General features: G+C 65.1%; 12 protein-coding genes and 1 tRNA gene. 6 read left to right on the top strand and 7 right to left on the bottom strand.

All coding sequences use genetic code 11. The features are described 5' to 3' along the window. Positions 1-35: 35 nt before the first annotated feature. The 5 genes from IFT79_RS13325 to IFT79_RS13305 are packed head-to-tail and all read right to left on the bottom strand — an operon-like array spanning position 36 to position 3,596. On the bottom strand, positions 36-947 hold the full coding sequence (locus IFT79_RS13325) for an S-4TM family putative pore-forming effector (protein WP_192124636.1): 912 nt from the start codon (positions 945-947) through the stop codon (positions 36-38). Further along, on the bottom strand, positions 944-1,795 hold the full coding sequence (locus IFT79_RS13320; RefSeq protein ID WP_192124634.1) for a CBASS oligonucleotide cyclase: 852 nt from the start codon (positions 1,793-1,795) through the stop codon (positions 944-946). Before IFT79_RS13320 ends, IFT79_RS13325 begins: the two co-directional genes overlap by 4 nt. Before the next feature lie 7 nt (positions 1,796-1,802). Next, the gene (locus IFT79_RS17075) at positions 1,803-2,306 is read right to left on the bottom strand and encodes a hypothetical protein (RefSeq protein ID WP_192124632.1); all 504 of its coding nucleotides are present in this window, start codon (positions 2,304-2,306) and stop codon (positions 1,803-1,805) included. Then, positions 2,306-2,719 carry a hypothetical protein gene (locus IFT79_RS13310; RefSeq protein WP_207116411.1) on the bottom strand — a complete coding sequence of 138 codons (414 nt, stop codon included), beginning with the start codon at positions 2,717-2,719 and terminating at the stop codon, positions 2,306-2,308. The genes IFT79_RS17075 and IFT79_RS13310 overlap by 1 nt, the downstream gene beginning before the upstream one ends. Before the next feature lie 58 nt (positions 2,720-2,777). Further along, a complete protein-coding gene (locus tag IFT79_RS13305; RefSeq protein WP_249408055.1) occupies positions 2,778-3,596 on the bottom strand; it encodes an AAA family ATPase in 819 nt (272 codons plus the stop codon). Positions 3,597-5,199: 1,603 nt separating this feature from the next. Between IFT79_RS13305 and IFT79_RS13300 the strand changes: the two genes are divergently transcribed. The 3 genes from IFT79_RS13300 (at position 5,200) to IFT79_RS13290 (ending at position 8,680) form a co-directional block, all read left to right on the top strand. Then, positions 5,200-5,607, top strand: coding sequence for a hypothetical protein (locus IFT79_RS13300; RefSeq protein ID WP_192124625.1), 408 nt, complete (start codon positions 5,200-5,202; stop codon positions 5,605-5,607). Between the two features lie 338 nt (positions 5,608-5,945). Further along, on the top strand, positions 5,946-6,908 hold the full coding sequence (locus IFT79_RS13295) for a hypothetical protein (RefSeq protein ID WP_192124623.1): 963 nt from the start codon (positions 5,946-5,948) through the stop codon (positions 6,906-6,908). Between the two features lie 50 nt (positions 6,909-6,958). Beyond that, positions 6,959-8,680: a hypothetical protein gene (locus IFT79_RS13290; RefSeq protein WP_192124621.1), complete on the top strand. Its 1,722-nt coding sequence runs from the start codon at positions 6,959-6,961 to the stop codon at positions 8,678-8,680. Positions 8,681-8,905: 225 nt separating this feature from the next. Here the strand turns inward: IFT79_RS13290 and IFT79_RS13285 are convergent. After that, a tRNA-Ser gene (locus IFT79_RS13285) sits at positions 8,906-8,990 on the bottom strand. A gap of 120 nt (positions 8,991-9,110) precedes the next feature. On the opposite strand from IFT79_RS13285, the gene IFT79_RS13280 reads away from it, so the two are divergent. The 3 genes from IFT79_RS13280 to IFT79_RS13270 all read left to right on the top strand — a co-directional run bounded on the left by IFT79_RS13280 (position 9,111) and on the right by IFT79_RS13270 (position 10,860). Beyond that, the gene (locus IFT79_RS13280; protein WP_192124619.1) at positions 9,111-9,632 is read left to right on the top strand and encodes a YbaK/EbsC family protein; all 522 of its coding nucleotides are present in this window, start codon (positions 9,111-9,113) and stop codon (positions 9,630-9,632) included. 50 nt (positions 9,633-9,682) lie between these two features. Beyond that, on the top strand, positions 9,683-10,063 hold the full coding sequence (locus IFT79_RS13275) for an RNA-binding S4 domain-containing protein (protein WP_056046493.1): 381 nt from the start codon (positions 9,683-9,685) through the stop codon (positions 10,061-10,063). 158 nt (positions 10,064-10,221) lie between these two features. Beyond that, positions 10,222-10,860: a hypothetical protein gene (locus IFT79_RS13270; RefSeq protein ID WP_173151297.1), complete on the top strand. Its 639-nt coding sequence runs from the start codon at positions 10,222-10,224 to the stop codon at positions 10,858-10,860. Between the two features lie 87 nt (positions 10,861-10,947). Here IFT79_RS13270 and IFT79_RS13265 read toward each other — a convergent pair whose 3' ends face one another. Next, positions 10,948-12,870, bottom strand: a complete 1,923-nt coding sequence (locus IFT79_RS13265; RefSeq protein WP_192124617.1) for a helicase HerA-like domain-containing protein — start codon at positions 12,868-12,870, stop codon at positions 10,948-10,950. Between the last annotated feature and the right edge of the window lie 77 nt (positions 12,871-12,947).

The following is a 12,947-nucleotide window of genomic DNA, read 5'->3' as shown; positions in this document are numbered from 1 at the left end:
GTCTACGCCGCTGTGAGCTGCATGCCAGCGCTTGTTCACGTTTCGGGATAGGCGGCCCCCCACTTTGCGCGGAAGGCTTCCACCTCGTAGGCGTGATCCGTCTCATTTTTGTCACGAAGCAGAGCGTGAAACCACGACGGCACGCGGGCAGTTGCGAGGCGCGAGCGAAAGATGTCGTCCTGCCATCCTCGGAGGTTGAGAGCAAACGAGTTGATCTCGGCGACTGATGAGGACGGATGGAGCTGCTTTAGCTCCAGCTCAATGTTCGCCAGGATGCTCCGTCGCCCCGCGACCGTCGCGGACTGCTGGTACGTGTTGGACAGCACAGTTCCCAGAAGCGACGTCAGCGGAAAGACGATCCACAGAAAGAAATGCCAGACCGATAGGTCGAGTGCCACGCCGATGAGGATCAGGACGACGGTAAGTACCCAGAACGTGGTCTTACACAGGATGACCCACGCGGATCGCAGGTCTGCGTCCCAGATGGCGTTCTCGCGCTGGCACAACGCCTCGGCAACTGGACTTGGAATACGGCGAACGTCGACATACCAGGGGGCCGTATTTCGACGAAACCGCTTTCGTGCCCACCGACTGATGAACACATTGTTTTTTTCTGCTGGTTGGCTACGAGACCACTCGAGCCCAAAGAGTTCAGTGTCGAACATCTCTTGGACGACGGCGGCGTCGGATGATAGGCACTGTCGCCACCTGGGCCAAGCGGCGGTGGTCAAAATGCCGACGACAAAGCCGCTGGCACCTAGGGGCCCGCGAATTTCGGGCAAAAAAATGCCGATGATTGCCAAAATGGCTAAGAAAATGCCCAGAAACCAGCGGACGAAATCCCAGCGTTCGATTGTCTTGTGGAGAGCGTTGGCCGCTTTGAGCAAAGAGACGAACTTGCTGGTCTGCTGCAGCTCGTAGATGGACTGAACAGCAAATCCGTTCACGATCGAGGCATTCGTGAACCGAAGAGCTTCCTCCACTCGTCCACAGCCGCATTCTCCTGGCCGGCGTCCTCGAGGCGGAGAGCGTTCTCGGCGGTGAGCTGCCACTGGCGGAAGTGCTCCGCTGCCAATTTCCGTTCCACTTCGGTCATTTGAGCATCGACGTCGTCGCCTAGCCCTGCAGGATCAGGCCAGGGGTCAAAGATTGCATCCGCGGCAGCAGCGAAGAAGAATGCAAGCTCTTCCTTGTATTTGGCGACGGGAGCTTGGACAAGGTCCAGGGCCATAACCTCAAGGAGAAACGAGGGCGCTATGGGCTCGTCGTGTTGACGGTTGACTGCCTTGATCATCTTGACCAGGGGAACGAACTTGGCCTTGAGATCCGAATTTTTCGCGCTGACTAGTTGCGCATGAACGGAGGGGTCTGTGTTCATCCACGACGTGCCGTTAGGGATGAGGTAACCGTTCTTGCTGGCGAACACCGGCGCCACTTCATAGGAGGCGACCTCCTCGTCGCTGTAGGAGATAAGCGCAACGTTGTCGTCTGCGTCCACCGCCCACCGGGTACGTAGGATCTCAGCAAGAGCCTCAACGGCTGCCCGCCCCGTTCCGTCTGACAGGTGCCCTTGGGGGCCATCAGGGTCGATGACGACGAAGATGTCGACGTCCTTCAATTTCTTGGTCTTCGTGTGGCGGTCGTAGCTGCCGGTCAAGAAGTCCGCGCTCAGCGACCAGCGAGACCGCACGTGGTCGCGTATTAGTGCGTGACGCTTAGCTGCCTCGTTGGCCTCCGTTGTCGTGATTTCCAAGTTCGTCTTCAGTCGAGCAAAGGCTTCGTCGACGCGACTCATGATTCTCCTATCGTGTGTAGATGCGCGCGGACGTGGAAGCGTGGGGCGCGCTAGCCACCGTCCCGATTGTTCGTCCACGAAGGTCGTTCATGCTCGCGCGCGTGCCCGGTGACCACCCGTCCTGAGGGGTCCGCGGACCGTTGAACTCGCAAAAGAGCTTGTAGGTGCTTCCGGCCGGCACGCTGGCGATCTTCGCCAGGTAACCGACGATCCGAGCCTGCGACGTCACGAAAGCTTGGTCGCCGACATTTGCTGACGTGTAGGACACGGGGAACTCAAGTACCGGCGCGACGGCCCCCGAAGGCTGGTGACACTCCAAGACAACGTGCTTCAAGCTGCCCTCATAGATCCAGGCAGCGATAGCTTTCTGGTCTCGATCCCAGTTACGGAGTAGGCGCGAGGCATCGATTCCTAGGTGATTGAGAACATCTCCCATGGTGGCCATGACGATGTCAGACAGGTGAGTAGCGGTTTGGGTCCGAGTGTGCGTGCTTGTCGAAGTCGCAGTCATCAACGCCCCCCGAGCTGCCGGAAGGCATCGTGATTCATCGACGAGTTCGGGGAACTCAGTTCCGTCGGTGGTGGAGTCTGCTTGGGGCGCCCGGTGGAAAGGTGCGCCGAACCCTGGGCTGCTTTCTTGGCCGCATCCCCGACAAGCCCGACATCAGGAAGATGCAGCACCCAGTCGGCCGGGGCCTGGGCGCCGCCCGGTACAGGGTCCAAGTTCTCGTCAACGGCGAAGGCACTGTCGTTGCTCTTGACGATGATCGTCAGTTCGAGGTCCCCGGCAACGAGAACGAGGGGATGAGTGTCGAGAATCCCAGAGGCAGTCATGGCCGCACCGAGTCCGGACACGGACAGCAGATCCTCCTCGACACTCCCTTGGGGCACGTTCGGGCTGCGTTCCAAGGTGGACCCGATCAAGGAGACGATCGTTTTCCACGCCTCGCCGGCACTTCGATTGGGGCTGCCGGCGATTGTTCTAGTGCGCTGCATCAGACGGCTCCATCTCTGTGACAACACGCAACGTCGCTGCCTCCGCGAGGTCGTCCAGGGTCATCTTGTTCGGGTCGATGGTGACCTCCATGCGCAGGAGCATCGCGTCGGTGACTGCCTTGCGAATGGAGCGGCCATCTTTGCCAACGAGTAGGCGAGCCACCTCTGGCAGACGCGAGCTTCCCGCCAAATTCGCCAAAGCGGGGAAAACAGCCCCGAAACCCTCAAGGGTCTTCTGAAGGATCTGTGCCACACCGACCTCGTCGGGCAGCGGCATCGAGATGGTGATGTCGGCTCGCGATCGGAAGGCCTCGTCAAGGGCCCCACTGAAATTGCTTGTGGCGACGGTGAAGACATGGGGCGTACGGACGGCGCCATCATCAAGTGCGGTCAGGATCGCGTCGGTAGCGCGGTGCACGTCCGTAGGGTTAGCAGCAAGAGAGGCTTCGCTTCGAGCGACGGCAATTGACTCGACTTCGTCCAACATGAGTACCGTCGGGATGCCGTCATCTGCAAGGCCGGGAATCAGCTCGGAGAACAGGTGGTGCACCCGCTGCTGACTCTGACCGTGTTCGGCGCTCATCAAACCGTGGGGGTTGATTTCGATGAACCGACACCGGCCCCCCTTCACGACGGTCGCTACTTGCCCAGCCAGTCCGCGCACCAGCGTCGATTTGCCCGTCCCTGGGGGCCCAACAAGCAACGCGAGCCCGTGCAAGGCACTGACATTGAACGACACCCTCTGCCGCAGCTGAAGGCCCAGGACAACCGAGCGAAGGAGGCGATCCTTTGACTCCGGCGGCATGACAATGGCGTCCCAGTCACCTCGCCCCCCGCCTGGCTCCACGAGGTCGTTTCGTACAACAAGCGATCTCAAATCCACAGTCATTCCTCCCAGAAGCGTGTCCCCATTTTAGAGGACAATGAACCCATTTGCATACCCTTCAGTTGGTTTCTAAGCCACCCGATCGATCACAGACCCGATAGCCAGATCGCGAAGTGCACGGGCATACCCTCGATGTGTGTAGGGCCTGGGCGGGCTTGGCATTACTGACGCTTCTCGCTTACTAGGGCGCCTCGTCCGTGCTGGGAATACTTGTCATGAACAGGATTGCCACGCGGCCTGAATGGATTTCCGTGGGGCTCCTTCTTGATCCTCGGTGTCGGCTCTGCGATGTGCGCTGCAGCAGGGGTCACGCGCCCTTCGGTGCCTTCACCAGCTAAGCCACTTCTTGCAGGTCCGTGCAAGACGACCTAGGTGCCGCCGCCTTCTTCCTCTTTGGCTCATCGCCTGCGCCGATCTTCGCCTCATCCTGCTTTTCACACCGACGGTGCTGTGGCTAGCCGTGCCCTTCATCTCTGCGTGGGTCCTCCCTTCGCTGGGCACGGCTTCTGGGCTCTTGGTGCTGCGCACTTTTCTCCACTCGCTGTCCAGCGCCATCTTCGATCTGGCGTGGGTCCAGCGACGCGAGCGCCTACCCAAGGCTGAACAGGAGTCACGGGCGCTGGCCGCAGTCATCTAACGGGGACCCGGATGCCTGATGTAAAGAACGTCTCGGTGCCGAATGTCCTGGACCAGGGCCGTTACTTCCCGCTGGATGACCACCTTTGCCTCTGGCGTCTCGTGCCACGACAAGTCGATAAGAGCCTCTTCTTTGGCAGTCCTGAGCTGTCGGGACCCGTTCGGGAGCCTACGAAGCCAAATTCGCCCCGTTGGAGATTCCACGAGCCCGCGATCTGCAACGAGTGATCGGAAAGCCACGGAGGTGCACCTGCCTTCCAGGGCCACCGTCCCTGCCTCTTCTAGGCCGTTCCGGAAGTAGCTGACTCCAGTGGCGAGGAATCGCGGATCCCCGCGGAGTGCGGAGACTGAGTCGCCGAAGGACGAAGTCCCCCTTGAGAACTCGAACCTTGTGTAGGTGAGGCGGTGCCTGAACCACGTCCGTAACAGAAGACCGGGATCGGGACTGTCGGCCAGCTGATTGATGTGGCCCCGTAGCCGCGCCCGGTACTGGCGGGGCATGTCCGGAGCCTCTGTCCGCGTGACCATCAGCAACCGGAGATACCAGGCCATTTTGGGGGCCAGGGGACGGCTGACAAAGGTCTGCCGTCGTCGAGGATGCGTCTGAAAGACCCACTCACCCTCCACCAAGCGAGCCTCAATGAGTCCCTGCTCAGCAAGAAGACGTGCCGAGGAGAGCGAAATGCCCAGGCGTCGGGAGAATGCATCAATTCCCTCGATCGTCACACTTCTATCCTAGAAGAAGAGTGAACTGTGACGAACATGCTTCACTAGAAACGGTGTAGCTCCGGGGCGTACGGGAGCCAGTTGCCAACAGATGAAAATCGGTACTTTGCTCGCGCAACCGTCGGCCCATTTCGACGCGTTTCTCCCGCAGACTCCTCGTATGGAAACGAAGATCGACTTCGACGCCGACACCCCTGAGTCCGTTGAAGCGACCATCGTGGAATTAGTGGAATCGCTCGCCAGACGTCAACGCGAGTTGGCTTCTGAGGGCAGGTACCCCTTCCGGCAGAACTGGGTCGGGACTGCCTCGCAGCTGACAAGGGCGCAGCTGAGACGAAAGCCTCGCCTCCGTGCCGCAGGGATCGGGAACCTCTCTGGGGAGGTTCTCCGGCTCGTCCGTTCTGGCGTCTCGACCATTACAGAGATCAATTCGCAGCTCGATCGAGATCATCCGGGCGCCCTCAACCGGCAGCAAATTCACCGGGCCATTCACCAGCTCACTCAGCGAAGAGAGATTCGCCGAGTTGCCCCCAGCACCTACATCCCCATTGAGAAAGGCAACGACTAACACATGACCCACCGCCTTCGGGCGGTACCCCAGACGACGAAAACCCCCGGTAGCGAGACGCCAATCTCTGCTGCCGGGGGTGCCCGAAAGTCCTTCAGGTCGAAGTACTTTCAGGCTAGACGCTCGTTCCCCCTCATGCAAGAGGGGCGCGGTACCGCAATCACTTCCGCCTGCCCATTTTCGCCCACGCAGACCTTCCGCCTGGGGCCCGTCAACGCCCGCTCCGCGGCCGGTTCCTGTGACCCGGCCGCAGTGACACGGCTTATGCCCGTACGGGCCGCGATCTCCCTAGCACCCGAGTGCGTCGACGCACCCGCCTCCGAGCGGGGTGAAGGAGCATGAGCAAGTTCGAAGCCCTTGTGCCGGCGAACATGATTGTTCGCAAGAGCTACGCCTCTCCAGCCACAGCGATCGCTTCCTACAAGCCCAGAGCGAATCTGTGCCCGCACTATCCCCTGGTAGCCGACATGTGCCGGGAGATCACGACGGCGATGGAACCTTCCACCGCGCGATCGGCCATCAACACGATCACCGCCCTGGCCCAACTTTTCGAATGGGGTGCCCAGCAGGGCATGCCCCTCGACCCCAAACTGCTCCTGCGACCTACAACGTTGGAACGTTGGGGGAAGGACAAGAACGGTGACCTGGCGAACACCTACCGCCTCGACCAAGCCATTCGGCTTCGAAGTGCTGGCCGCATGGTGGTGCCCGAAGAGTGGGCTCCGAGACGGGCGACAGCGTGGAAGCCCAAGAAGCAACCCCCGTACACGCTCGACGAGCTAAGTCGATACTGGTTCTCCGCTCATCACCAGACCACTCAGAAGCAGCGCCGGTTCTTCATCGGACTCCTAGCGCTGACCTTGGGTGCAGGCCTGAAGTCGGCGGAAGTCGCCAGCGCGCGACCGGAGCATCTCGTGACCATCGACGGAGTGCTGTGCCTGCGGACAGGGATCAAGGACAGCACCGCCCGCCTGGTGCCCATCCGCCTCGAGCACATCCAAACCCTGCAGGGCTTGGCAAAGGAGTTTCCGGACGAGCCCTTCATCGGCAACTTCACGGTCCGGCTCGACGAACCCCTCGCCCGCATCAGGTATCTGATCAAGGTTCCTGACGCACTGCCGCCCCTGAAAGCGAACCGCCTTCGCAACACCTGGCTGGTGAGCATCCTCGACTCGGGCGTGGACATCCCAACGTTCCTGCAGATCGCTGGGCTTCAGCAGACCCGCGCCCTCGGCGACCTCAAGCCCTACCTCAGCATGCAAGCCGCATCGCTGCTCCGAGCTACCGGTGCCACGCAATGACCGGGGCGTGTGTGCTCCCAGCTCCCTACGTCGCCCAACTGCGCCGTGCCATGAAAGCCAAGCTCGTCCTCAAGTCCGACGACATCGGCATCAACAAACTCACACCCGACGAGGCCTTCCACCGGGCTGTCGCCCTCGTGGATTCCTACGACCGTGCCCACAACCTCTTCGAAAGCCTGAAAACAGAGCAGGGGCGACGCCGTGTGCTGTCCTGGCGGGCCTTCTTCGTCCTCATGCAGGTCCACTTCTTGCTCGAACCGGGAACTGCGAAGTTGGAGGACGTCCGAAGCAGCGCCACGAGGGTCCAACACCTGTGGCCGCAGCTGGGCATCAAGGACGGCTTCGAGGTCAGGTACCACCACATCGAGTCGTACCTCGAAGACCTCCGCCGCCTGTTCGAACAAGACGACAGCGCCCTACGCTTCACTGATAACGGGACGATGAAGCCCTGGCGGGGCTTCGCGGGCACGCACGTCGACACGTTCAACGCCCTGTATCTCCTCAACACCATCCCAAAGGAGCTGCGCAGCACCGACATCGCGCTCGACGCCACGCACTACGAAAGCTGGGCCAAGCCCTTCAGCCGCGACAAGCCGCGCGAAAGTTCCGGAGGCGTCAAGGCCCCACCCAAGGCGGACTTCACCCAAGACGCGGACGGGCGCAAGTACTGGAGCAAAGACCCTGAAGCCAACTTCGGCCACTTCACCAACAACAGGCCGAGCATCGGAAGTAAGGGGTCCGTAGAGCGCAACCTCCACAACACCTTCCATGGCAGTCATCTCGAGGTCATGACCATGGTTCCCCGCATGGGCGACGACAGTCTGCCCGTCCTCGCCTGCGCCACCCCCATGCACCCCGGCGGCGCGGCTGACCTATCCCAAATCGCCAGAAGTCTCGATGCCATCCTCCAGGAGTGCGACCTCGACAACGTCCTCATGGACCGCGGCTACACCAACCGAGACGACCTCCCCCAGATGCTCCTCGAACGGGGACTCACCAAGACGCAGGACCTCATGGACAATCAGCGCGTCTTGGTGGAGACGCTGAACGCCGACGCACTCTTCGTCGACGGCTGGGTGTACTCGAAGGGCATGTGGGACTCGCTCAAAGTCGATCTCGGCGGAATCAGCCGACTGAAGAACACGAGTGAAGAGAACGAACGCCGCCACAACCTCTACGAGGCCCGCGAGAAGTTCGCGTACGTAGCGAAAACCAAGCCCAAAAAGCGCGGTGGCGTGTGGAAGCAGGAGCTGAAAGGGCCAGCCTTCGCCCGGCGGGTACGGTGCGTCAACTACCCGAAGACGTACCGAGACCAGCGCCTCGCGAACTTGCCAGAAACCCTGTGCACGCCGGGCAACGGCTGCACCTGCGGCGCGAGCATCACCATCAAGGAGGAGCTTCTGAAAAGTCGTCAGCGGAACCGATTCGGAACTCGGAAGTGGCTCGCCGACTACGGACGTCGCTCCCTCGTCGAGAACTACAACTCGATGATCCGCGGCGACATCACCGACATTCGCCGCGGCTATACCCGCGTCTTCGGCACCGTGAAGAACGGCCTTCTGATGACCTTCGCCATGGCAGCCGTGAATCTCATAGCTCTGAGGCGCTGGGCCCTGAGGCGCCTCCTGCAGGACCCCTACGCGGTCGTGCTCGGGGAAAACCCCTTCACCTTCCACGCGCGCCATCACCGCGCAGCCAGAGTGCAGCAACCTGCGGCCCACCAGCTCCCCACCTACGGCAAAGCCGTAGCCCCACCAGGCGTCTCAAAGTGACCCGAACCATCTAGTAGCTCCACCTCGCCTGGCGAAAAGCCCTGCTCGTTTTCGGACGAAGCGGGGTTTTTTGCTGCCCTCAGCCAAGTGGAAAGGCTCGCCTGACTCTCCCGGGAGCAGATGGGCGAAGCAAAAGGACCCCTGGCGGCCCGAAGAGGCTCGACAGGGGTCCTTAGTTGTTCTTTTGTGGCAATTTCACCAATCCAGTTGTGGATTGGCCCGATGCGGAGGATAGGGGATTCGAACCCCTGAGGGCTTGCACCCAACACGCTTTCCAAGCGTGCGCCATAGGCCACTAGGCGAATCCTCCAGGGCGGGCACACGGTGAACCGGCGCACGACCGAGACCAGCGTACCGGACTCCGCGGGGCCCGGGGGACGCCCCCGTGTCGCTGCTGACCTTGAGGCTCCCTCATGGCTACCGTCGGGGCATGACCGACTCGCACCGCCCCTCCTCGGAGCACCTCGACGCCGCCCTGCCGCCGCGGGCCCGCGCCGTCGTCGCCGCCCTCCGTGCCGCCGGTGCCGAGGGCGAGGTCCGCGAGTTCGACGAGTCGACGCACACGGCCGCACAGGCCGCCGCCGCCCTCGGCTGCGAGGTGGGCGCCATCGCCAGCAGCCTGGTGTTCCACACCGGCGGGGAGGCCCTGCTCGTGCTCACCAGCGGCGCCCACCGAGTCGACACCGACCTGGTGGCGTCGACGCTCGGCCGGGGCCCGATCATGCGGGCGAACGCCGACCAGGTGAAGCGCGCGACCGGCCAGGTCATCGGCGGCGTGGCCCCGGTCGGCCACCCCCGCCCGGTGCGGACGCTCGTCGACACCGCGCTCGAGACCCACGACGTGCTCTGGGCGAGCGCCGGCACCGCGAACACCGTTTTCGCCACGACGTTCGCCGAGCTGGTGCGCGTGACCGGGGGCACCCCGGCGCGCGTCGCCTCCGACGACCTCTGAGACCGGCCCCCTCGGTCGTCGACGTCGGCGGCCACCCGTAGCATTTCCCCATGCCGCCCCTCACGTCCGCCCGCGTCGACGCCTGGCTCTGGGCCGTCCGGCTCTACAAGACCCGCTCGGCCGCCAACGCCGCCTGCCGGGCCGGTCACGTGCGGGTGAACGGCGAGCGCGTCAAGGCCGCCCAGGCCGTCCGTCCCGGCGACGAGGTCCGGGCGCGCATCGCAGGCTTCGAGCGGATCGTCGTCGTCAAGACCTGCCTCGTGAAGCGCGTCGGTGCTCCGGCCGCGGCCGAGGCGATGACCGACCTCACTCCCCCGCCACCGCCGCGCGAAGAGGTCGCCGCCGTACCGGTCCGCGACCGAGGCGCGGGCCGCCCGACCAAGCGCGACCGTCGCGAGATCGAGCGCCTCCGGGACCGCGCAGAGAGCTGACACTCGCTCGACTCCCCCGATCGCGGGCTCCCCGCACTGGGGTGGGACGCCCCGGTATCTGTGCGAACGCATCGTCTACGCTGAGGGCACGGCGCTGCCCCGACAGCAGCAGCCTCGGGTCGGGGGACTCGGGGTCACGCCGACCCCAGGGGGACGACATGAACACGACCGACGCGGCGATGCCGACCGAGCGGGGCACCGTCACGGTGCGGCCACGGCGCGAACTCGCCCGGAGCGCCACGCTCACCGGCGTCTTCAGCCTGTCACCCGTGCTGATCGCGGTGCTGTGGCTGACCCTGCCGAGCGGTCACCAGAGCGGCGTGCTGGCCGTCACCTGCGGCGTCGTGGTCATGGGACTGCTCATGTACTGGCGCTACCGCCTCTCGTACGCGGCCGTCACGCGCAGCGAGTTCGTCAAGCGGGGGTGGTTGCCCGGCTTCGTCCGGCTGCGGCGCGACGAGGTCGACTCCCTCGTGCTCGTCCGCACCTACCGGGACCACTCGACCGAGACCGTCACGCAGCTGCTCGCCCTCGACGACGAGGGGCGACGCCTGTTCCGGATGCGGGGCACGTACTGGTCGGAGGCGTCCGTACACGCCGTCGTCGACGCACTCGGCATCCCGACGACCGTCCTGCCCCGGGCCCTCACCCGCCGCGAGTTCTTCGCGGCCTACCCCGACAGCCCCTACTGGTACGAGAGCCGCCCGTGGATCGGGGTCACCATCGCCTGCGGCCTGTTCGCCCTGGCGACCGGCACGCTCGTGGTGCTCTTCCAGGCGTTCGGCAACCCCGCCTGAGGACGTGCCCGCGGGCCCGGGCCTGCACCGCCTCGGGCTGCACCGACTCGGGGGCTGCACCGACTCGGGGCTGCACCGACTCGGGGCTCAGCGGCGACGCAGCGTGCCGAAGATGCCCTTGACGACCTCGCGCACGACCGCCTTGCCGGCACTCGACCCGAGGACCTCGCCGAGCAACCCGCCGGTCGATCCGGACCCCGACGAACGGGACCCCGAGGAGGCGCGGGTCGTCGTCCCGCGCCCGGCACGCGCCTTCGCGGCCGCCCGCTCGGCTCGCTCGAACTCCTTCTGCTGACGTTCGTACTCGGCCTGGGCGGCCCTCCGCTCGCGCTCGGCGGCGGTGACCGCCCGGGCGTCCGCCTTCTCGCGGGCCGCGGCCTCCTTCAGCTGGGCGTCGATCGTCGCCTGACGTGCCGCGGCGTCGGTCCGTTCGCGCTGGTCGAGCGCGGCGGCCTCGAGCTTGCGGGCGAGGATCTCCCGGGCCGAGTCGCGGTCGATCGACGCCCCGTAGGCGGCGGTCAACGGCGACGCCGCGACCGCCGCGGTCATGACGTCGGCCGGGGTCGGCGACATCGAACCGCGCGGGGCACGGAGGCGCGTCCACGCGACCGGGCTGGGAGCCCCCTTCTCGTTCATGACCGTCACCACCGCCTCCCCGGTGGCGAGGCCGGTGAGCACCGCGGCGAGGTCGTAGTCGCTCGTCGGGTACGTCGACACCGTCGCCCGCAGGGCCTTCGCGTCGTCGGGCGTGAAGGCGCGGAGCTGGTGCTGGACGCGCGAGCCGAGCTGGGCGAGCACCTCGCCCGGGACGTCCTTCGGGGTCTGGGTGACGAAGACGATGCCCACGCCCTTGGACCGGATGAGCCGGACGGTCTGCGTGATCTGCGCCAGGAACTCCTTCGAGGCGTCGGCGAACAGCAGGTGCGCCTCGTCGAAGAAGAAGACGAGCTTCGGCTTGTCGAGGTCGCCCACCTCGGGCAGGTCGTTGTAGAGGTCGGCGAGCAGCCACATCAGGAAGGTCGAGAACAGCGCCGGCTGGTCGTGCACGCCGGGCACCTCGAGCAGGCTGACGACGCCACGACCGTCCTCGGCCGTGCGGAGGAACTCGGCGGTGTCGATCTCGGGCTCGCCGAAGAACGCGTCGGCCCCCCGGTCGGCGAACGTGATCAGCTCGCGGAGGATCACCCCGACGGTCTGTCTGCTCAGCCCGCCCAGCCCCTCGAGCTCGCGCTTGCCCTCGTCGCTCGTCAGCCAGGTCAGCACGGCCCGCAGGTCGGACAGGTCGAGCAGCGGCAGCCCGGCCTGCGCGGCGTAGTGGAACACCAGGCCGAGGCTGCTCTCCTGCGTGTCGTTGAGGCCGAGCACCTTGCTGAGCAGCAGCGACCCGAAACCGCTGACCGTCGCGCGGACCGGCACGCCGGTGCCCTTGCCGCCCAGGGCGAAGTACTCGGTCGGTGCCGCCTGCGGCGACCAGTCCTGGCCGATCCCCCGCGTGCGGGCCAGCAGCTTCTCGTTCGCCTCGCCCGGCGTCGCGATGCCCGACAGGTCGCCCTTGACGTCGGCCGCGAACACCGGGACCCCGGCCGCCGAGAGCTGCTCGGCGAGCACCTGCAGGGTCCTGGTCTTGCCCGTGCCGGTCGCACCGGCCACGAGCCCGTGCCGGTTGAGCATCGCGAGCGGGATGCGCACGGGCACGTCGACCCGGGCATCGCCGTTCACGAGGGCGCCGAGCTCGAGGGCGGGACCGTCGAAACCGTAGCCCGCGCGGACGAGGTCGACCGCCGACTCGTCGAGCGGCCCGCCGGGCGGGACGGGCAGGCCGTCGACCGGGGTGCCGGCGACCGGCTCGGGTTCGGTCAGCCCGGCGTCCGCCGCGGCGTCGGCGACGTCCGCCTCGGCCGCGAGCCGCTCGGCCCGCGCGAGTGCCGCCTCCGCGTCCTGCTTCGCCTTCTCGGCGGCGGCGACCGCTGCGGCGGCCTCCGCCCTGGCCTGCTCGAGCGCGTCCGTCATGCGGCCAGCCTAGGCACCCTGCGCACCGCGGTCCGGGCGAGTTCGGCCACACCGGGCGACGCCGCACGCCGGCCTCG

The sequence above is a fragment of the Frigoribacterium sp. CFBP 8759 genome (genome assembly GCF_014841655.1).
Classification (GTDB): domain Bacteria; phylum Actinomycetota; class Actinomycetes; order Actinomycetales; family Microbacteriaceae; genus Frigoribacterium.
Note: the sequence above shows the minus strand (reverse complement) of the source record. Positions and strands in the feature narration are given on the sequence as shown.

Bases quoted from the DNA above. Each gene is read 5' to 3' on its own strand.
- IFT79_RS13320 (WP_192124634.1), bottom strand. From the start codon at position 1,795: ATGAGTCGCGTCGACGAAGCCTTTGCTCGACTGAAGACGAACTTGGAA.
- IFT79_RS17075 (WP_192124632.1), bottom strand. From the start codon at position 2,306: ATGACTGCGACTTCGACAAGCACGCACACTCGGACCCAAACCGCTACT.
- IFT79_RS13305 (WP_249408055.1), bottom strand. From the start codon at position 3,596: ATGCCGCCGGAGTCAAAGGATCGCCTCCTTCGCTCGGTTGTCCTGGGC.
- IFT79_RS13300 (WP_192124625.1), top strand. From the start codon at position 5,200: ATGGAAACGAAGATCGACTTCGACGCCGACACCCCTGAGTCCGTTGAA.
- IFT79_RS13295 (WP_192124623.1), top strand. From the start codon at position 5,946: ATGAGCAAGTTCGAAGCCCTTGTGCCGGCGAACATGATTGTTCGCAAG.
- IFT79_RS13290 (WP_192124621.1), top strand. From the start codon at position 6,959: ATGAAAGCCAAGCTCGTCCTCAAGTCCGACGACATCGGCATCAACAAA.
- IFT79_RS13280 (WP_192124619.1), top strand. From the start codon at position 9,111: ATGACCGACTCGCACCGCCCCTCCTCGGAGCACCTCGACGCCGCCCTG.
- IFT79_RS13275 (WP_056046493.1), top strand. From the start codon at position 9,683: ATGCCGCCCCTCACGTCCGCCCGCGTCGACGCCTGGCTCTGGGCCGTC.
- IFT79_RS13270 (WP_173151297.1), top strand. From the start codon at position 10,222: ATGAACACGACCGACGCGGCGATGCCGACCGAGCGGGGCACCGTCACG.
- IFT79_RS13265 (WP_192124617.1), bottom strand. From the start codon at position 12,870: ATGACGGACGCGCTCGAGCAGGCCAGGGCGGAGGCCGCCGCAGCGGTC.